General features: G+C 73.7%; 9 protein-coding genes. 1 reads left to right on the plus strand and 8 read right to left on the minus strand.

Annotated elements, in window-relative coordinates:
• Position 1 precedes the first annotated feature (1 nt).
• The 5 genes from GPA10_RS31875 to GPA10_RS31895 form a co-directional block, all read right to left on the minus strand.
• Positions 2–7,939, minus strand: a complete 7,938-nt coding sequence (locus tag GPA10_RS31875; RefSeq protein WP_157168498.1) for a non-ribosomal peptide synthetase — start codon at positions 7,937–7,939, stop codon at positions 2–4.
• Between the two features lie 263 nt (positions 7,940–8,202).
• A complete protein-coding gene (locus GPA10_RS31880) occupies positions 8,203–8,553 on the minus strand; it encodes an antibiotic biosynthesis monooxygenase family protein (RefSeq protein WP_157168499.1) in 351 nt (116 codons plus the stop codon).
• Positions 8,544–9,935 carry an FAD-dependent oxidoreductase gene (locus tag GPA10_RS31885; RefSeq protein WP_157168500.1) on the minus strand — a complete coding sequence of 464 codons (1,392 nt, stop codon included), beginning with the start codon at positions 9,933–9,935 and terminating at the stop codon, positions 8,544–8,546. The genes GPA10_RS31880 and GPA10_RS31885 overlap by 10 nt, the downstream gene beginning before the upstream one ends.
• A 97-nt stretch (positions 9,936–10,032) precedes the next feature.
• Entirely contained in the window at positions 10,033–11,067 is a 1,035-nt protein-coding gene (locus tag GPA10_RS31890; RefSeq protein WP_343041552.1) for an isocitrate/isopropylmalate dehydrogenase family protein, read from the minus strand.
• Positions 11,068–11,074: 7 nt separating this feature from the next.
• Positions 11,075–11,821: a thioesterase II family protein gene (locus tag GPA10_RS31895; protein ID WP_157168501.1), complete on the minus strand. Its 747-nt coding sequence runs from the start codon at positions 11,819–11,821 to the stop codon at positions 11,075–11,077.
• A gap of 230 nt (positions 11,822–12,051) precedes the next feature.
• On the opposite strand from GPA10_RS31895, the gene GPA10_RS31900 reads away from it, so the two are divergent.
• Positions 12,052–13,638, plus strand: a complete 1,587-nt coding sequence (locus GPA10_RS31900; protein ID WP_157168502.1) for a (2,3-dihydroxybenzoyl)adenylate synthase — start codon at positions 12,052–12,054, stop codon at positions 13,636–13,638.
• 61 nt (positions 13,639–13,699) lie between these two features.
• Here GPA10_RS31900 and GPA10_RS31905 read toward each other — a convergent pair whose 3' ends face one another.
• The 3 genes from GPA10_RS31905 to GPA10_RS31915 form a co-directional block, all read right to left on the minus strand.
• Complete coding sequence (locus GPA10_RS31905; protein WP_157168503.1) at positions 13,700–15,412, minus strand: BCCT family transporter; 1,713 nt, start codon at positions 15,410–15,412, stop codon at positions 13,700–13,702.
• Between the two features lie 373 nt (positions 15,413–15,785).
• Entirely contained in the window at positions 15,786–16,979 is a 1,194-nt protein-coding gene (locus tag GPA10_RS31910) for a trypsin-like serine protease (RefSeq protein ID WP_157168504.1), read from the minus strand.
• A gap of 46 nt (positions 16,980–17,025) precedes the next feature.
• Entirely contained in the window at positions 17,026–20,385 is a 3,360-nt protein-coding gene (locus tag GPA10_RS31915; RefSeq protein WP_343041553.1) for an ALF repeat-containing protein, read from the minus strand.
• Between the last annotated feature and the right edge of the window lie 65 nt (positions 20,386–20,450).

The following is a 20,450-nucleotide window of genomic DNA, read 5'->3' on the forward strand; positions in this document are numbered from 1 at the left end:
GTCACGGCCTTTCGGTCATCTTGCGCAGCGGCTTGCGGGACGTCGCCGACAACTCGTGCCAGCGGGCCGCCAGTTCGGCCACGGTGGGGGCGGTGAAGAGGGTCTGCATGAGGATTTCGACACCCAGTTCCGCGCGCACCCGGGCCACGAGCCGGGTGGCGAGCAGGGAGTGTCCGCCGAGGGCGAAGAAGTCGTCGTCGACGCCGACGCGTTCGGCGCCGAGCACTTCGGCGAACAGGGCGCACAGCGCGGTCTCCCGCGGGGTCGCGGGCGCCCGGTAGCCGTCCCCGCCGACCTCGGGGCGGGGCAGCGCGAAGCGGTCCAGCTTGCCGTTGGGCGTCTGGGGCAGCTCGGTGAGCGTCACGAACGCGGCCGGGACCATATGGGCCGGGAGGCGCTCCCCGACGGTCTGACGCAGCAGTTCGGGCGCGGGCGGCCTGGCACCGGACTCCGGCACCACGTACGCCACCAGGCGGTGGTCGCCCGGACGGTCCTCGCGGGCGATGACGACGGCCCTGCGGACGGCCGGATGGCGGGTGAGGACGTGCTCGATCTCGGCGGGTTCGATCCGGAAGCCGCGCAGTTTGATCTGGTGGTCGGAGCGGCCGAGGTACTCCACCTGGCCGTCGGGGGTCCAGCGCGCCAGGTCCCCGCTGCGGTACATCCGTGTGCCCGGCGGGCCGAACGGGCAGGCCACGAACCGTTCGGCGGTGAGCCCGGGGCGGTGGTGGTAGCCGCGGGCCAGGCCTTCCCCGGCGATCCAGAGGTCGCCGGTGGCGCCGGGCGGCACCGGGCGCAGCATCCGGTTCAGGATCAAAATCCGGGTGCCGGGGACCGGGCCGCCGACGGCGGGCGGCATGCCGGAGGTGCCGGGGAGGAGGCGGGCCGCGGTGGCGTAGACGGTGGTCTCGGTGGGGCCGTAGAGGTTGGTGACCTCGGCGGCGTGTTTGCACAGGGTCTCGGCGAGCGGCAGCGGCAGGGCCTCCCCCGTGGAGATCACCCGCAGCCCGGTCAGGCAGGCGGGCGCGTGCGTGACCAGGCTCTGCCAGAGCGCGGGGGTGGCCTGCATGACGGTGACGCCGCAGCGTTCGACGAGGTCGAGCAGGGCCTGGGGCCGGGTGAGGTCGTCCTTGGCGGCGAGAATCACGCGGGCGCCGGACAGCAGGGGCAGGAAGAGTTCCAGGGCGGCGATGTCGAACGCCACGGTGGCGCAGGCGAGGAGCCGGTCGTCCGGCGAGAGGGAGAATCGATCCTGCATGCCGGTGAGCAGGGTGGTGAGGGAGCCGTGCCGGATCACCACGCCCTTGGGCCGGCCGGTGGAGCCGGAGGTGTAGATGACGTACGCGGCGTGGTCGGCGCCGACCGGCACCCGCGGTCCGCGGGCGGGGTGCGGCGAGGCGGCGGTCAGGTCCACCCCGGCCAGGCGCTCCGCGTCCAGGACGAGGACGGGCTCGCTGTCCTCGACCACGGCCCGCACCCGGGCGGCCGGGTACTCGGGGTCCACCGGCACATAGGCCGCACCGGCCTGCCACACCGCGAGCAGGGCCACGACCAGGTCGGCCGAGCGGGGCAGCAGCACCACGACCCGCGACTCGGGGCCCACGCCCTGCCCGGCCAGCCAGTGCGCGAGCCGTCCGGCCCGGTCCGTCAGCTCCCGGTAGGTCAGCCGCTGCCCGTGGAAGTCGACGCAGACCGCGTCCGGCGCGGTGGCCGCCTGTGCAGCGATCAGCTCGGGCACGGTCCGCTCCGGCGGCGGGACGGCGGTGTCGTTCCAGCCGTTCAGGACCCGCTCGCGCTCGGTGTCGGACAGGACGTCGATCGCGCCGACGGTGGTCCCCGGTGCGGCGGCGAACGCGCGCAGGACCCGTACGAGACGGTCGGCGACCGCTTCCACGGCGGTGCGCGCGAAGACGTCGCGCCGGTACTGGAAGGAGATCCGCAGCAGCGGGTCGGCCGCCGCGATCACGGTGAGCGGGTAGTGCGGCGGGGCGTAGGGGCGGATCCCGGACACCACCGGGCCGAGGTTCGCCTCCGCCGCGCGTCCGGACCGGTCCACGGGGAACGACTCGAACACCACGAGCGTGTCGAACAGGGCGCTCAGGCCGGTCGCGCGCTGGATGTCGGCGAGCCCCAGATGGTGGTGGTCCAGGAGCCGCGCCTGGGCCTCCTGGAGCCTGCCGAGGAGGTCCGGGACCGTGTCGCCGGGGCCGCACCGCACCCGCACGGGCACCGTGTTGATGAAGAGCCCGATCATGCCGTCCACCCCGGGGAGCCCGGAGGGGCGGCCCGCGACCGTGGCACCGAACAGCACGTCCTCACGGCCCGTCAGCTCGGCGAGCACGACGGCCCACGCACCCTGCACCAGGGTGTTGGGGGTGACGCCCCACTCGGCGGCGCGGCGGGCGAGGCCGGTGGCGACCTCGCCGGTCAGCGCCGCGTCGAGCTGTCCGCTGCCGCGTCCGCCCCGGCGGCCGGGTGCGGGCGCGGGCGCGAGCAGCGTCGGCTCCGCGACACCGGCCAGCTCCTCGGACCAGGCCCGCTTGGACTCCCCCGGGTCCTGCCGCGCGAGCCAGCGCAGGAAGTCCCGGTAGCCGTGCGGGGCGGCCGGTCGCGCGGGCCGGCCGTCGGCGGCGTACAGGTCCATGAGCTCGGACGCGATCAGCGGCACCGACCAGCCGTCGAGCAGCACATGGTGCGCGGTGAGCGCCAGTTCGGCGTGTCCGGGGCCGAGGGTGACGAGGGTGAGGCGCAGCAGGGGCGGGCTCTCGGGCCGGAAGCGGGTCTCGCGCTCCTCGGCGAGCACCGCCTCCAGACGTGCCCCGGCCCCGGGCCCGCCGGTGAGGTCCACGTGCCGCCAGGGCAGCGCGACGCCGTCCACGACGATCTGCACGGGCTCGCCGCCGGCGCTCGGCAGGAACGCCGCCCGCAGGTTGGGGTGCCGGTCGAGCAGGGCCTGGCCCGCGGCCCGCAGGCGCGGTGCGTCCACCGGCCCTTCGAGGCGGAACACGAACTGCGTCTGGTACGCCTCGGACGCGGTGTGCGCGAGCATCGTGTGGTACAGCAGGCCGTCCTGGAGCGGGGTGAGCGGCCAGACGTCGCCGACGCGCCCGAAGCGCCGCTGCCAGTCGTCCAGTTCGTCCTGGCGTACGCGCACCATCGGGACGTCGGACGGGGTCAGGCCGTGGCCGCCGTCCGCGACCCGGCGGCGCAGGCCGCGCAGGGCCGCGCACCAGGTGTCGGCCAGGGCGCGGACCTCGTCGGCGTTCAGGACGCCGGTGGCGAAGGTGAAGAGGGCGGTGAGGCGGGCGTCGTCGCCGTCGCCGGTCACCAGGGAGTTCAGTTCGAGTGCGCTGGGCGCGGGCATGTCGGGCGCGGGGGCGGCGACCAGTTCGGCGCACTCGGGCGCCGGGGTCCACGCCGTACCGGCGGGGGCTTCGGGGCCTTGGCCTGCCGGGTTCCGCCCCGTACCGGCGAGGGCTTCGGGGCCCTGGGCCGCCGGGTTCCGCCCCCTGCCACCGGGGGCTTCGGGGCCCTGGGCCGCCGCGTGCCCGGCGGGGCGGAAGGAGAAGCGGCCCAGGAAGTTGAAGCCGATCTCGTCCGCCGGGTAGGGGCGCAGCAGCGTCGCGGTGTCCTCGTTGAGGCAGCGCAGCAGGGTGTAGCCGATGCCCTGGTCCGGCAGTGCGCGCCGCTGCTCCTTGACCCGCTTGAGCGCCTCTCCGGCGGCGTCCCCGCCCGCGAGGGCGGCGTCGACGTCGATCCCCGAGATGTCGAAGCGTACCGGGGTGACGGTGGTGAACCAGCCGACCGTACGGGACAGGTCCGCGCCCGGCACCAACTCGTCCTGGCGGCCGTGGCCTTCGAGGCGGACGACGGTGGCGCCGTCGGTCGTGCCCCGCCGCAGGTGGGCGAGGGCGAGCACGAGCGCGGTGAGCAGCACGTCGTCCGCGCCCGCGCGGTAGGCGGCCGGGACCGAGGTCATGACGGCGGCGGTGAGGTCGGCGGGTAGCTGGACCCGGACGGTGTCGGTGGTCGCGGTGAGGTCGCGCCGGGGGTCGAGGGGCCGGGAGCCGACCGGGGCGACGGGTGCGGCGAGCAGGTCGCGCCACAGCGACACCTCCGCCGCGCGTGCGGGCCGGGCCGCCTCGTCGGCCAGCGCCCGCAGCCAGCGCCGCAGGGATGTCCCCACCTCGGGCAGCACGGGCGTCCGGCCGTCCTCGGCCTGCTGCCAGGCCGTGGCCAGGTCGAGGAGCAGCACCCGCCAGGACAAGCCGTCGACGACCAGGTGGTGGGCCACGACAAGGAGCCGCCCCGGAGTGCCGGGCGCCGCCTCGAACCGTACGAGGCCGAGCATGCGGCCCGACCGGGCGTCGATGTGCCCCACGGCCTCGGCGGCCTCGGCGCGCAGCAGTTCCTGCCACGCCTCGCCGTCCCAGTACCCGGGGTCCAGGTGGGCGGGGCAGTCGACGTGCTTGACCAGGGCGCCGGTGTCCACGGCGGTGGGCGGCAGCACGAGGAGGCCGTCGTCCGTGAGCTGGGAGCGCAGGACGTCGTGCCGGTCGAGTACGGCGCGCAGGACGGCGTCGAGGCGCTCGGGGTCCGCTGCCGGCGGCAGTTCGAGGACCAGCCACTGGGCGAGCCGGTCGAGGCCGGGGCCGCGTTCGGCGTACAGGCGTGCCAGCGGGGGCAGCGGGAGCAGGCCGACGCCGCCGCCGTCGAGTTCGGCGAGGGCCGCCGGGGCGGTGTCGCGGGTCGCGGCGCGGGCCAGCGCGGCGACGGTGCGGCACTCGAAGACGGTGCGCGGGGTGAACGCGAGCTGCCCGGCGCGGGCGCGGGCCACCACCTGGATGGCCCGGATGCTGTCGCCGCCGAGGGTGAAGAAGTCGTCGTCGACGCCGATCCGGCCGATCCCGAGCACCTCGGCGAACGCGGCGGCGAGCAGACGCTCCTCGGCGGTGCGCGGCGGCCGGTGGACGCCCGCGGCGAACTGCGGCTCGGGCAGGGCGGACCGGTCCAGTTTGCCGTTCGCCGACAGCGGCAGGCGGTCGAGGGGCACGAAGGCGGCCGGGACGAGGTGGGCGGGCAGCCGGGACGCGACGAAGCCGCGCAGCTCGGCGATGTCGAGCCCGGCGTGCAGGTCCCAGTCGGTGCCCGCGTCGCCGCCCGCGGCGGCCGTGGCCGGGACGACGTACGCGACGAGCTGCGCGGCCCCGTCGGCGCCGCGGCCGGTCCTCGCGACGACGGCGGCCCGCAGCACCCCGGGGTGGTCGGCGAGGGCGGCCTCGATCTCCTGGGGTTCGACGCGGAAGCCGCGGATCTTCACCTGGTGGTCGGCGCGGCCCGCGAACTCCAGCTGGCCGTCGGCGTTCCAGCGCGCCACGTCGCCGGTCCGGTACATGCGCTGCCCCGGTGGGCCGTACGGGCAGGCCACGAACCGTTCCGCGGTCAGGTCCGGCCGCCGGTGGTAGCCGCGGGCGAGTTGGACGCCCGCGATGTACAGGTCGCCGAAAACGCCCGGCGGCAGCGGCCGGAGCCCCTCGTCGAGGACGTACAGGGCGGTGTTCCAGACCGGTGTGCCGATCGGGACGGTGCGCGCCCCCGGCCGGTACTGCCAGGCGGTGACGTCCACGGCCGCCTCGGTCGGCCCGTACAGGTTGTGCAGCGGCACACCGAACGTTTCGTGGAAGCGGGCGGCCAGGTCGGCCGGGAGTGCCTCGCCGCTGCACACGACGCGGCGCAGGGCGGTGCGGGCGGCGGCGTTCTCCTCGGTGGTGAACTCCGCCAGCATGGACGGGACGAAGTGCGCCGTCGTGACGCCGGTGCGCCGGATCAGCTCGGCGAGGTAGGCGGGGTCGCGGTGCCCGTCGGGTCGGGCGACTTCCAGGGTGGCGCCGGTGACGAGCGGCCAGAAGAACTCCCAGACGGACACGTCGAACGAGGCGGAGGTCTTCTGGAGCACCCGGTCGGAGCCGTCGAGCCGGTACTGGTCCTGCATCCACAGCAGCCGGTTGACGATCGCGGCGTGGGTGACGACGACACCCTTGGGCCTGCCCGTCGACCCCGAGGTGTAGATCATGTACGCGGGGTGCTCGGGGCGGTGCGCGACGCGCGGGGCGGGCCCCTCGGCGGGCGGGGCGAGCGGGGCGTGCCCTTCGGTGAGCGGGGCGTCGTCGACCGTGACCACGGGGACGTCCGTGGGCGGCAGCCGGTCCGCGGTGTCCTTGTCCGTCACCAGGAGCGCCGGGGCGGCGTCGGCGAGCATGAGGGCGACGCGGGCCGCCGGGTAGTCGGGGTCGACGGGGACGTGGGCGGCACCGGCCTTGAGCACCGCGACCAGGGCGACGACCAGGTCCGGGGAGCGGGGCAGGGCGACCGCGACGAACCGCTCGGGTCCCGCGCCGCGCCCGGCGAGGAGGCGGGCCAGGCGCCCGGACCGCTCGGCGAGTTCGCGGTAGGTGAGGCGGGTGTCCTCGAAGGACACCGCGACGGCGTCCGGGGTGGCCTCGGCCTGGCGGTCGAGCAGGTCGGTCAGGGTCGCGGGCGGCAGCTCCACGGCGGGTCCCGCGCAGTCGGTGAGCAGCGCGCGGCGTTCGGCGGCGCCGAGCGCGGACACCTCCCCGACCGGGGTGCGCGGGTCGGCGAGGGCCGTGCGCAGGAACGTCACGAACCGGTCGGTGAGACCGGCGACGTCCTGGTCGTCGTAGTCGGCGCGCGGCGCGTCGAAGCGGACGTACAGGTCGCTGTCGTCGCGGCCGTCGGTGTAGACGCAGACCATGACCTCGTCGACCACGCCGAAGGTGCCGCCGGCGAAGCGGGCGGTGGCGCCGGCGAAGTCGAGCGCCTCGACGAAGGGGATGACGTTGACGACGGCGCCGAAGGGGTCGCGTGTCTCGGCCGTGCGGCCGATGGCCCGCCGGATCAGGGAGACGTCGTGCCGGGCGTGCCGCAGGACACGGCGCCGCTCCTGCGCCAGCGACTCGGCGAGGGCCGCGAAGTCGGCCGCGGGGTCCACGCGCGGGCGCAGCGGCACGCGGTTCGAGAGCAGGCCGAGGGAGCGCCGCAGGGCGCCGACGCGGTGGTTGACGGTGATGGTGAGGAGCGGCTCGGGCAGGCCGCACAGATGGCGCAGGAACGCGGTGGCGGCGGCCGCGATCAGGTCGGACACCGTGGTGCCCGCCGTGTCGGCGGCGCGGGTCCAGGCGGTGAACTCCGCCGCGGGCACCGTCGCCGTACGGGTGGCCATGCCCTGGCACGCGGTGAGTCCGTCCCAGTGGCCGGGCGCAGGCGCGGGCGTTCCGGCGGGCGGGCGGACCCCGGCGGGCAGCCTGGCGGCGGTGGGTTCACCGGCGAGATAGTCGCGCCAGAACCGCTCGGCACCGGCGTACCGCGCCGACGTCCGGTAGGCGGCGTCCTGTCCGGCCGCGTCGCCCGGCGGGTTCGGGGCGCCCTCCGGCACGGGCGCGCCCGCGTGCAGGGCGCGGTAGATCCCGGCGATCCGCTGCGACAGCAGGGTGATGACGCCGAAGGCGTCGGTGAGGATGTGGTGGAACACGAGGACGAGCAGATGGCGGTCCCGGCCGACGCGGATCGAGCCGATCCGCCAGAGGGCGTCCCCGGCCAGGTCGAACGGGCGGCCCACCAGGTCGGCGACGACGGCGCGGGCCGCGTCACCGGGGTCGGCGGCGCCGGTGACGTCGAGGTGAAAGGGCTCCCACGTCCCGGCGTCCCGGGTGCTCGTCCGCAGCACGTCGCCGTCCCTGCGGAAGTTCACCGTCAGCGCCCCGGCCTCCGCCACGGCCGCCTCCAGGGCGGCGGCGAGCAGGCCGGTGTCCAGGTCCCCGTCGATGTCCCACAGGGTCACCACGTTGTTCGGTGCGGACGGAGCGAGCTCCTGCGCGAGCCACATGGCTTCTTGCGCGGATGTGATGCCGGTACAACCCATGCAGGTTTCCCCCCAGCAAGCGTGCTTCCAGGTCAACGGCCACTCGCCGTGCCGAATTTTGTCTTGGGCATGTGCACTCCGATCCGGGGTGAAAGATGTTGGCCAGACATGGAACCGGAATTGGCCACCACCCCGCGCATCCCCGCCATATCGAGCGGAGCCGGACCCTGTCCGGTATCCCTCGCATCACCGCCCATGTCACTCGGCGGCGGGATCCCCCGACGGTCCGCCGCCGCCTTGGAACGCGGCGGTCCGACGGGGGTTCACCTCGGCTTCCCGTCCGGCTCCCCGGCCTCCGCGGCCACCGGCCCCGTCTCGTGGGAGCTGGTCCGCACCACCTCGGCGACGGTCAGTTCGTAGGCCGAATACCACCGGTCACGACCGAGCTTCTGCGCCACTTGGTGCTCGGGATCCGTCCGCCACTCCTCCAGCGTCCCGGCGTTCTCCCACATCACCACCGCGAGGCGGTCGCCGTCCTCGCCGGTGTAGTGCTTGACCTCCACCAGGTCGGTCCCGGCGATCTCGCGGACGCGCTCCCGCATCCGGTCCTCGGTGGCGTAGTAGTCCGCACCCGCGTGCTCGGAGAGGCGCGACTTGAACAGGATCACGAACATCCGGAGTCCTCCAGGCTGACTGTGTCGGTGATGAGGGGGGACACGCGGGCGCGCAGCCCGTCGTCGGGCGCCGCGGCCAGCTCTCGGCCGTGGCGGTCGAGCAGTTCCGCCACGAGCCGGTCCAGGCGCTGGTCGTCGCGCAGCACCGAGGCGTAGCTCTCCTCGGTGAAGGCGCAGCTCTCGTACAGCGGCACGAACCGGTCGGGGAAGAGGTCGAGGAGCCGTCCGCGCAGCACGTCGGCGGCGGTCTCCTCGCGTGGCGGGTTGGCCATCGTGAAGTAGTGCCGGTAGGAGAGGTGGGAGATGGCGTCGGCGTCCTCGGTGCGCGACTTCTCGTACGCGGCGAGGCCCGCCGTCCAGTCCGAGGCCGCGTCGAGGCAGTCGACGAGGATCCGCGCGTCCTCGAAACCGCAGTTCATGCCGTGCCCCATGAAGGGCGCCATCGCGTGGCAGGAGTCGCCGAGCAGCGCGAAGGTGTCCTGCCAGACCCAGCGGTCGCAGCGGACGACGGAGAGGGTCGAGACGGCCTTCGTGGCGAGCTGCCCGGCGATGTCGGGGATGGCCGCGGTCGGTTCGGGGAAGTGGGCGGCGAACATGTCGAACAGGTCCCGGCCCCCGGCCGCCGCGGCGTAGGAGGGGGCCGGTCCTTCGAGGCGCATGAACAGGGAGCCGGAGAACTCCCCCGACGGCATCGGGAACGCGGCGAACATGGCGTCCCCGGTGGGCCAGTAGTGCATGGTCGCCCGGTCGAGCCAGCCGCCGGGCACGTCGATCTCCTGGTAGGCCAGTTCGAGCTTGCGCAGCTCGGCGCGGGCGCCGCGTGCCTCCAGGGCGGCCCGTGCGGCGGAGTGCGCGCCGTCGCAGCCGAGGATCCTGCGGCAGCCGATCCGGTGCCGTCCCTGCCGGTCCTCCACGAGGACCGCGGGGTCGTCCAGGTCCACGGAGTGCACCCGCTGCTCGAAGCGGACGCGGACGCCGGGCAGGGCCTCGGCGGCGTCGAGGAGGATGCGGTGCAGCCGTTCGCGCTCCACCGACCAGATCGGCTGCCGGTCCCTGCTGTAGGGGGTGACGTGGGCCCGGCCGGCCAGGTGCCCGCAGCGGCCGTGCAGAGGTACGCAGATCTCGCGCACCGCGTCCGCGACGCCCAGGTCCGCGAGGACGCGCCAGCCGCGCGCCGACAGCATCACGGTGAGGGAGCGGCCCTGCCCGCCGGTCACCCGCCTCGGGTCCGCCCGCTTCTCCAGGAGGGTGACGGGCCCGAAGCGTGGGGCGAGGTACAGCGCCGTGACCGCGCCCACCAGACCGGCCCCGACGATGACGATCCCCGGGTCCCCGTCCGTGCGGCCCGTGTCGTACGCGTGCCCCGTGTCGTCCGCGTGCATGGCATCCCCGCCCCTCGTCCGTTCTTCCAGTCGTCCGTGGTGTGCGCTCTGACGGTCGTCCGCCGTGTGCGCTCTCGCAGTCGTCCGTCGTGCGCGCCTACGCCCGCGCCAGCTCCGCCAGGACGGCGGCGCCCGCCTCCTTGGTGCCCAGGGACCCGCCGAGGTCGGGGGTGACGTGTCCGCGTGCCACGGCCGCGGCGACGGCCCCGCGGACCCTCTCCGCCTGGTCGGCGCGGCCCAGGTGTTCGGCGAGCAGGGCCACGGAGAGGATGGCGGCGAGGGGGTTGGCGGTGCCGGCTCCCGCGATGTCCGGGGCACTGCCGTGCACGGGCTCGAAGAGGCCTTGTCCGGTGGTGGGGTTGAGGTTCGCCGACGCGGCCACGCCGATGCCGCCGGCGAGCGCGGCCGTGAGGTCGCTGAGGATGTCGCCGTAGGAGTTGTTGGTGACGATGACGTCGAACGCGGTCGGGTCGGTGGCGAGGCGCATCGCCGCGGCGTCCACGTACAGGTGCGAGGTGGCGACGTGCGGGTGGCGGTCCTGGGCCGCGCGCCAGCAGCGCTGCCACAGCTGCCCGCCGTTGCGGACGGCGTTGGCCTTGTCGACCAGGCACACCGAGGTGCGGGCCACGGAGAAGGCGAAGTCCAGGACGCGCGCCACTCCCTGATGGGTGCTCAGGTCGACGTCCATGGCGATCTCGTGGTCGGTGCCGGTGCGCGTGCTGCCGCCGACGCCGCTGTAGAGGCCCTCGGTGTTCTCCCTGACGATCACGCAGTCGACGGCACGGCGCGAGGGTTCGCGCAGCGGGCTGAGCCGGTCGTGCCAGAGCTTGACGGGGCGGTAGTTGACGTAGAGGTCGAGTTCCAGGCGCAGGGTGGTCAGGATGGAGCGCACATAGGCGGTGTCGCCGAGCCGGGGGTCGCCGACCGCGCCGAGGAGCGTCGCCCGGCACGGTCTGATCCGGTCGAGGTCGGCCTCGGACAGGGCCTGTCCGGTGCGCAGATAGGTATCGGCATTGACGTGCCCGAGGACGTCCGTCCGCGCGTCGAGTCCGAGGGCGTCCAGGACGTCGAGCGCCGGAGCGGTCACCTCGGGGCCGATGCCGTCACCGGGGATCACGGCGATGGTGGTCACGGCTGCCTCACTTCCCGCCCTGGGCCAGGACGTCAGCGACGAGTTCCGCGGTGCCGGTCGCCACGTGGAAGTGCCCGCCCGGCCGCACGGTCAGGCCGAACCCGCCGGAGGTGACGCCGGCCCAGCCCGCCAGCCGCTCCTCCTCGACCAGCGGGTCGCCCGCGCCGTGGTAGCAGCGCACCGGGCAGGACAGCGGGCGTGCACCGGGGCGGGGTTCGTAGGTCGCGTGCGCCCGCAGGTCCGAGCGGAGCGTCGGCAGCAGGAGTTCGCGCAGTTCGGCGTGGTCGGCGACGCCGGGTTCGATACCGCCGAGTGCGCACAGCTTGGACCAGAACTCGTCGTCGGGCGCCCGGTGGATGTCCCGGTCCCGCATCTGTCCGGGCGGCAGCGCCGCGGACACGCAGAGCGCGAGGGGTTCCTCACCGGCGTCCCGCAGCAGCAGGGCGGTCTCGTACGCGACCAGCGCGCCCAGGCTGTGCCCGAACAGGATCCGGTCGCCCGGCGGCAGCCGCAGCAGTTCCGCCGACGCGCACCCGGCCATCGCCGCCACGTCGTCGACGGGCGGCTCCGCGAAGCGATCGCCGCGGCCCGGGTACTGGACGGCCATCAGCGCCGCGCCGTGCGGCACCGCGGCGGACCACGCGCCGAAGGCGATGGCCGAGCCCCCGGAGTGCGGGAAGCACACCACCCGGACACCGGGACGGTCGACGTCGGTCAGCGACCGCACCCAGCCACGTTCCCGTATCCGGCTCATCAGCCCGCCTGCCTCTCTGGTCACTCTCGTCGGCCGTCGGTTCATCCGCCTCCATGTTTTCCCTTCGCTGCGGATTCGCGGTGTACGCGACAGATGTCGGCAAGAGATCGAGGGCGCGCGGGGCCGCGGAGATGACCATGCCGGTGGAGGCTGGGGGCGCGTCCCCGCGGGCCCCCGCACCGCTCCCCCGGCCCAGCCCCCCCCGACGGCCCCTGGAAGGGAACGTGATCATGCTCGACGGATGTGTGCCCTGGCCCGAAGACCTCGCGGCGGAACTGCGCCGTACGGGGACCTGGCGCGGCCGGCCGCTCGGAGACCTGCTGCACGAGTCGTGTGTGCGCAACGCCGGGCGCGTGGCCGTGGTGTGCGACGACCGCAGCATGACGTACGAGGAGCTGGCCCTGCGCGCGGATCGTCTCGCGGGCGGCCTGATCGGTCTGGGCATCCGACCGCTGGACCGGGTGGTGGTACACCTGCCCAACGTCCCCGAGTTCGTCGTCCTGTTCCTCGCCCTGCTGCGGGCCGGCGCGGTGCCGGTGCTTGCACTGCCCGGACACCGCAGGGCGGAGATCGAGCATCTGTACGCCCACTCCGGTGCGGTCGCCTACGCGGTGAAGGACCAGTTCGGCGGCTTCGACTTCCGCACGATCGCCCGCGAGCTGCCCGGGGCGCCGCGCGTCCTCGTCAGCGGCGAGGCACAGGAGTTCACGGCGCTGGAGTCACTGGATGCCGAGGGGGTCGCGCTGCCCGTCGTGGACCCGTCCGAGCCGTCGCTGTTCCTGCTCTCCGGAGGCACCACCGGGCTGCCGAAGCTGATCCCGCGGACCCACGACGACTACGCGTACGTCATGCGGATCACGGCCGAGGCGATGGAGGTGGACCGGGACGGCGTCTATCTCGCGGTCAACCCCGTGGCGCACCAGGCCGCACTGGCCTGCCCCGGGGTGATCGGCACCCTGCTCCTGGGCGGCAAGGCGGTCCTGACGTCGAGCGTGCGGCCCGACGAGGTGTTCCCGCTGATCAGGCGCGAGGGCGTCACGGCGACGACCCTGGTGCCCTCGGTGCTGCGGCTGTGGGCCGACTCCGGCCGCCCGCCCGGCGAGTTGTCCCGCCTCCTCATCCAGGTCGGCAGCGCCCCGCTCGACCCGGCGCTCGCCGACCGCGCGGGCAGCGCCCTGGGCTGCCGGATCCAGCGCTGGTACGGCATCAGCGAGGGACTGTGCACGTACACGCGCCTCGACGACCCGCACGAGGTGGCCGTGCACACGGACGGCCGCCCGATGTCCGCCCTGGACGAGGTCCGGGTCGTCGACGAGTCCGGGGAGGAGGTGCCCGCGGGCGAGGCGGGCGAGATGCAGGTACGCGGCCCGTACACGATCCGCGGGTACTACCGCGCGCCGGCGGAGAACGCCCGCTCGTTCACCCCCGACGGCTTCTTCCGCACCGGCGACCTCGTCCGGCGCGACCCCGACGGCAACATCATGATCGTCGGCCGTATCAAGGACGTCATCAACCGCGCGGGCGAGAAGGTCTCGGCGGAGGAGGTGGAGCGCCAACTGCGCACCCACCCCGATGTCCAGGACGCGGCCGTGATCGGCGTGACGGACACCGTGCTCGGCGAGCGCACCTTCGCGTTCGTCGTCCCGAACGGGGCGGAGGTCCGCGCCCCCGCCGTCAAGCAGTTCCTCCGCGAACGCGGCCTGGCCATCTACAAGATCCCCGACCGCCTCGTCCCGGTGCCGCAGTTGCCGCGTACGCCGATGGGGAAGGTCGACAAGAAGGCCCTGCGGGCGCTGGCGGCCTCGTCTGCTCGATGAGTCCCCTCCGGCCCGCCGGCGGATCAGGCGCCGGACGGTCGCCGCGGGCGCGCGGGTCGGTTCAGGTCCTGGGGTCCTGAGCCGGGGCCTGAGCCGGGGCCTGGTCCGGGGACCGGTTCGGTGCCGGGGCGGTCGGTTCCGAGGCCGTCGGTGCCGGGTGGTCCGGTGCGACGACGCCCTGTTCCAGGGCCATCTCCCGCGCCACCCGAGGCGCCGTCCACAGCGTCGGCAGCATGATGAAGCCCACCGGAACCGCGGTGACCACGATGAACGACTGCAGTGCCGTGATGCCGCCGTCACCGACCGCGATCAGTACCGCCGCCGCCGTGCCCATCAGCAGGGCCCAGAAGGCCCGCACCGCGCGCGTCGGCTCCCCCGATGTCGTGCCCGCCGCGGCGATGCTGTACGACATCGAGTCGGTGGTCGTCACCACGAAGGTGATCGTCAGCAGGAGCAGCGCGACGGCGACCACCGCGCCCATCGGCAGCCGTTGCGCCATGGAGATGACGGCGGCGTCCATGCCGACCGACTTCAGGGGGCCCGAGATCGCGCCGGGATCGCGCTGTTCCAGGAAGATGCCGGTGCCGCCGAACACCGTGAACCAGAACATGGTGGCCAGCGGAGGAATGATCGCGGTGGAGACCACGAGGTCGCGCAGGGTTCGGCCCCGGGAGATGCGGGCCACGAAGATGGACATCAGTGGCCCGTAGCCGAGGAACCAGCCGAAGAAGAAGACCGTCCATGAGCCGAGCCAGGCGTGGTCGCCGCGGTTGAGGGCCAGGGGTACGAAGTCCCGCGCGTACTGTCCGAAGCCGCCCAGGAACGAGTCGAGCACGAAGCCCAGGGAGCCGAGGACCAGGAAGACGAGCATCAGGGCGACAGCGAGCCAGATGTTGGCCTTGCTGAAGAACTGGATGCCCCGGTCGACGCCGCTGGCCACGGAGAGCACCGCGACGACGGTCAGCAGGACGATGACGCCGAGCTGCAAGGGGTAGCCGCCGGAGATGCCGAACACCTCGGAGAGGCCGTAGGAGACCTGGAGGCCGAGGAAGCCGATCGGGCCGACGGTTCCTGCCACCACGGCGATCACACAGACGACGTCGACGGCCGCCCCCAGCCGGGAGTGCCGGACGCGCTCCCCGAGGATCGGGTACAGCAGCGTCCGCGGGCGCAGCGGCATCCCGCGCTCCTGACCCCGGATCATCACGATCGAGGCGAGGGTGCCGAGGACGGCCCAGGCGAGGAAGCCCCAGTGCGCGAAGCTCTGGGACAGCGCCGCGTCGGCCGCCTCCTGGGTGCCGCTCTCGACGCCGTCGTAGAAGGGAGGCGTGTCGACGTAGTGCTGGACGGGCTCGCCGGCCGCGAAGAAGACGCCGCCACCCGCGAGCAGCGTCGACATGATCATGGCGATCCACTGGAACCTGCCGTACTCCGGGCGCTGTCCGGCGCCCCCGAGCCGTACGTTGCCGTACCGGGAGAAGCCCAGCCACAGCGCGACGCCGAACGTCGCGAGCAGGAGCACCTGCCACAGCGGGCCGAACCATCGCGCGACGAAGGTGAAGACGGTGTTCACGGCGTCACCCGTGGCCGTGGGCGCGATGAGCGCGGCCAGGACGAACGCGATGAGCAGCCCGCCGCCGAGGGCAAGCACCGGTATGTCGGTGCGTCCACGCCCCTCGGGAGTCGCGGCGGGCGCCGTATGGCCGCCCTCGTCGTCGTCCTTGGCGGGCTCCTCGGCGGTGGGCACGACAGTACCGGCAGGGGAAGTCGGCATGGGGGTCCTTGCTGAAGGGGATTCGCACACGAGCGCGGCGCGCGGCACGGCACGTGCGCACGCGCGCAGGAGGTCAGGACCGCTCGGTGCGCAGGTCAGCAGGGAAGGCTGCTATCAACAGACCGTTTTCGTCAAATTTGACGCTGTTCATCCGGAGGGGCGCGCCGTGACGGCTCCCGGCCGCCGTCACCCGGGTCGGACAGGCAAGCCCCCCACCCCTTCGAACAAACCGAATCATATGCTGCGGTTGATCTTCCTTTCGTACCCTTTCGAGTAGGAGTTCCTGGGCCTGGCTCCGGTTGCCAGGCCCAAGGAGTGGACGCGAGGACAAGGGCCGGACGGCGGCCGGCAGTGGCGAGCGGGCCGGCTGAGGTCAGATCATCCAGATCTGGTCGGCGTACTGGGCGTCGCAGTCGTACTGGACCGCGGGCGCCATGTTCTCGGGGGTGCGCCAGGACACCAACAGGCAGCGGTTGCTGTGCTTGTTGCGGATCTGGTAGCCGCCGCCCTGCACCGGTTCGAGGGACCACACCTGATCGGCGTACTGGGCGTCGCAGTCGTACTGAGTCACCGGCGCCCCGTTCTCCGGGGTGCGCCAGGACACGAGCAGGCAGCGGTTGCTGAAGTTGTTGCGGATCTGGTGGCCGCCGCCCTGCACCGGTTCGAGGGACCACACCTGATCGGCGAAGTCCGGGCGGCAGTCGTACTGGGCGGCGGTGGCGTTGTTCCCGGGAGTCTGCGCCCACACCACCAGGCAGCGGTCGCTGTGCTTGTTGCGGATCTGTGCGGTCTTGAACCGCGTCTTCTGGATCCACGGGCCGACGTCGTCGACGCGACTCGCGGTCGCCCCGGTACGGGTCTCGTCGCTGCCGAGGCAGCCGGCCTGCCAGGAAGTGCTGCTGACGGCCGCCAGTTCCTGGCGTCCGTCGCGCTCCCGGATGGCGGGTCCGCCCGTGTCGCCCTTGCAGACGGCGGATGCGGGCGTGGTGCCGTCGATACCGAGGACCGCCGCCCCGGCCGAGGTCACGTCGAAGGTGCCGGTGTGCAGGCGGTCCGGCACCCAGTCGGTCCTGGTGCGTCCGTAGCCCGCGACACGCAGGGTTTCGCCCTGGACCGGCGCCGTCCTGGAGACGGCGAGCGGCTCGATGTCGGTGACCGGCTGGGCGAGCCGGGCCATGAGGAGGTCGCGGTCCGGGTGCGGCGCGAGTTCCGTGACGTCGACGACGTGCCCGGCCGTGCTCGTGAGGTCGCTGCGGCCGATGACCGCCGTCGTCTTGTGGGCAGGCGCTCCAGGAGGAACCGGTGTCCCCTGCGCGGGATCGCTCGAGAAGCAGCTGGCCGCGGTGAGCACCCAGAAGCGGTCCACCAGGGTTCCGGAGCAACTGCGCAGGCCGTCACCGATGTTCATCTTGGCTGCGAACTCGTGGGAGCCGGCCGGGGCGGGGGTGCCCGCCAGGGCCGACGTCTTGGGACCGGTGAGAAATCCGGCCGCCACCACGACGGCAAGCAGGGCCGCGGCCCAGGTGGGACGCGAGCGTCCTGCTCTGCGTAAGCGTCTTCTGTCCATGGTGATTCCTCGTCTTCAGCTGGTGTCGGAGCTGTGACCGGATCTGTCAGAACGCGCTGAGCACGGGGGAGGCGAGACCTCCGCCGAGTTTCGTCACCTTGTTCACCACTGACTTCCCGGTGTCGATCACGGGCTTGGCCCCCTTGACCGCTTTCCCGAGTCCTCGCGCGGCCAAGGAGAGAGCGTTCATCGTGGCGGCGACGATGAACTCGTTGCTCGTGAAGCCGTACTCGATGCCGGTGAACAGGGATCTGAGCAGTCCCGTACCGAGGGAGACAGCGCGGAGTGCGCCTGCGATGGGCGCGGCCACGGGCGCCAGGAAAGGAATGTAACTGGCTCCCAGGAATCCGGCGGAGAGGACCCCGGTCGCGATACTGATGATTCCGAACGCGTTGGCCCACCAGCCCGCGTCCGACCACCAGTCCTCCTTTCCGGGTTCGCTTCCCTTGGGATTGACCTGGTCGTGAGTGGATGAATCGGCCGGGTCGTGTTTGTTCTCCTGGTTCCTGCGGGCTTCCTCGGCCGCGGCCCGCGCGGCCTCCGCCACCTCGGCCTGCCGCTTGTCCGTGGCGATGCGACGGGCATCGCTGGCCGCGGCCGCGGCCGTCTTCGCGTCCTGTCCCGCCGCGATCGCCGACTGGCGGGCCCGGGCGGCTGAGGCGCGTGCGCTGTTCGACGAAGTGATGGCGCTGCGCGCGGAGTCGATGGCCCGGTTGGCCGCGTAGTTCGCGGTACGGGCGGCGCCCCGCGCGGTCGCGGCGGCGCTCTTGGCCCGATCGGCCGACGCCTTGGCGTCGGTGGCCGCCTTGTCCGCCGCGTCGGCGCTGCTCCGCGCCTGCGTGGCGTACCCCTCGGCCTTCTGCGCCGCCCCGCGCGCGGACTCCGCCCACTGTGCCGCCTCCGCGGCGGCCTGGCGTGCTTCCGCCGCGGCCCTCGACGCGTGGGCCGCGTCGCGCTGGGCTTCCTGAGCGATCCGCGCGGCTGCCAGGATCGCAGCGCGGATGGAGGCGGCGTGGCAGGCGGAATCGGAGTCGAGCTGGGCCGCACGGTACTGCACGGATTCGACGAATCGCCTGCGCATCCAGGTGGGACCCGCCATGGCGACCTCGCCGTACGCCCGGGAGTAGGGACCCGAGGCAGCGATGATCTTCGAGGTGGCGACTGCGTCGTCCTCGCGGACGGCGGCGTCGAGATCGTTCTCGAAGAAACGGTGCAGGGCCTCCGGAGTACCCGCGTCGAGGGCCTTCGTCGCCGCGGCCGTCACCGCCTTGCCGGGTTCGCTGTTCAGAACGCGGAATATCCTGACCCGGTTGTCGGCGGCCGCCGCCTTGATCCTGCCCGAGGTGTGGAAGTCGGCGACGGCTTCCGCGGCGCCGCTCGCCAGCGCCTCGCGGGCCGCGGCCGCGACGGAGGGTTCGGACACCCGGGCGACGAACAGGGCGTTCTCCCGGTCGTCCTGCCCCTGGGCGAGAAGCCGGTCGAGGTCGAGCCAGGAGTGGACGTCGTCGTCCGCACCCGACAGCGCGAACTGGGCCGCCTCCCGGGTCCAGGAGCCAGGCGCGTCCAGGAGCCCCAGGGCGGCTTCACGGCCGAGCCTGCCGGCCAGGGCGAGGTCACCGCTGCGGAGTGCCTGTTCAGCACGGCTGATGAGGTCCTTGAGGGCCTGCGTCATCTGCTCCGCCTGCGTGCGCTTGTCGCGATACGCGGCACGCTCGGCGTCCTCTGTCCGGGCGAGCTCCCTGGCCTCCTCCACCCCCTGTTTCCTGTCCTCCTCCAGGTTCGCCCACTCCGCCTCGCGTGCTTTCTTCTCCACCTCAAGGGCGTCCTCGACGGCTTTGGTCGCGGTGTCGGCCGCCCGCAGTGCCGCGGCGGCGTGGGCGGTCGACTTGTTCGCGTAGTCGAGTGCTTGGCCGGCGTTCCTGACGGCCTCGTCGGCGGCGTCCGCCGCCTTGAGGGCGTGCGCCGCGGCGGAGTTCGCGGCGTCGCGGGCGGTGCGGGCGGCGGACGCGGCGGTGCGGGCGAGGGTCTGGGCCCTGGCTGCGGCGTCGACGGCCTGGTCGGCCGCGGTCGAGGCGATGCCGGCCTGGCGCTTGGCTTCGGCGGCTTCGCGCTGGGCCCTGCCCGCGGCCGCGGCGGCCTGCGCGGCGGACTGGGCGGCGGCAGCGGCGTTGCGGGCGGCGGAGGCCGCGGAGGCCCCGGCTCCGGCGGCCTGCTCCGAGGCGACCGCGGCGTGGTCGGCCGCCGTGGCCGCCGATTGCGCCTGCGCCGCCGCGTTCCGGGCCGAGACCGCGGCGTCCTTCGCCGCGTTCGCCTGGGAGGCGTCCTTCGACGCGGAGATCGCGAAGTGATAGGCACGGGTGGCCGCGTTGCCCGCGGCCGCGGCGGCCTGTGCGGCGGCCGAGGCGGCCACGGAGGCCCGCCGTGACGCTTGGACGGCGGTGTTCGAGGCACGGATCGCCGCCCGTGAGGCGTCCGCCGCCCCGGCGGCCGCGTCGGCGGCCTTGCGCGCGGCAGCCGCGGACTTCAGCCCGTCCTCCTTCCCCCGTTCCGCTTCCGCCGCGGCCGTCTCCGCGTTCTCCTTGGCCTTGACGGCGAAGCTCTTGGCCCGCTCCGACGCCTCCACGGCGAGGTCGGTCTCCTCCTGCGCGAGCCGCCCCTCACGCTCCACCACCGCGACGAGCTCCTCGATGCTGGAGCGCTCCTGGTCACGGGCGCGGGCGAGGTGCTGGCCGGTGTCGAGGTACCACTGAACGTCGTCCGCGGAGCCCGTGAGCGCGCGTTCCGCGTACTTCTTGACCTCGGGTCCCGCGGTGGCCAGGCTCGCGGCGATCTCCACCCGCATGTCCTCGAGGCGGGAGGTGTACTGGCCGTCGGTGAGGTAGTTCTCCAAGGCCTCGCGCGTGCCGGCGTCCAGGGCCGCGGTGCCGTCCCTCCTGACCGCCCGGCCGCCGTGGTGGACGACGGCGGACGCGGCGACCCGGAGGTCCTCCGTGACGGCGGGTTCGTACCCTTGCCGGACAAAGGCGGCGATGGCGGTGTCGCCGCCCTCGAGAGCGGTGACGGCCTCTCTGCGCATCCCCTTTCCCGCGGCTGCCAGGTAGGTGAAGACGGCGACGCGATTGTCCTCCGCGGTCACCTTGGGCAGGATCTCGGAAAGGAAGTGGGCGACGTCCGCGTCGCTTCCGGTCAGTGCGTGCGCGGCGGCGGCCTTGGTGGCTCTGCCGCCGAGCATCCAGGCTCTGACGGCCTTGGCCCGCTCCGTGTCCGGCAGCACGAGCGGATCGAGGAGCGGGCCACCGCCCGTGGCACGGGCGGGTGGCGCGACGTATGCGGGTGCGGCCGCGGCGGCCGCGACGGCCACCAGGGCGCCCACGAAGCGGCGGCGGCTCCAGAACGTTGTCTGCACGGGAACTCCGAACTCTGGTCGGGCCCGCGCGGACGCAGCCCCGCCGCAGCGACCTGGGCGGCGCC

Source organism: Streptomyces typhae (genome assembly GCF_009755605.1).
Lineage (GTDB): Bacteria > Actinomycetota > Actinomycetes > Streptomycetales > Streptomycetaceae > Streptomyces > Streptomyces typhae.

What these genes read in the sequence shown, in the direction of transcription:
- GPA10_RS31875 (WP_157168498.1), bottom strand. Translation starts at nt 7,939, where the DNA reads ATGGGTTGTACCGGCATCACATCCGCGCAAGAAGCCATGTGGCTCGCG.
- GPA10_RS31880 (WP_157168499.1), bottom strand. Translation starts at nt 8,553, where the DNA reads ATGTTCGTGATCCTGTTCAAGTCGCGCCTCTCCGAGCACGCGGGTGCG.
- GPA10_RS31885 (WP_157168500.1), bottom strand. Translation starts at nt 9,935, where the DNA reads ATGCACGCGGACGACACGGGGCACGCGTACGACACGGGCCGCACGGAC.
- GPA10_RS31895 (WP_157168501.1), bottom strand. Translation starts at nt 11,821, where the DNA reads ATGAGCCGGATACGGGAACGTGGCTGGGTGCGGTCGCTGACCGACGTC.
- GPA10_RS31900 (WP_157168502.1), top strand. Translation starts at nt 12,052, where the DNA reads ATGCTCGACGGATGTGTGCCCTGGCCCGAAGACCTCGCGGCGGAACTG.
- GPA10_RS31905 (WP_157168503.1), bottom strand. Translation starts at nt 15,412, where the DNA reads ATGCCGACTTCCCCTGCCGGTACTGTCGTGCCCACCGCCGAGGAGCCC.
- GPA10_RS31910 (WP_157168504.1), bottom strand. Translation starts at nt 16,979, where the DNA reads ATGGACAGAAGACGCTTACGCAGAGCAGGACGCTCGCGTCCCACCTGG.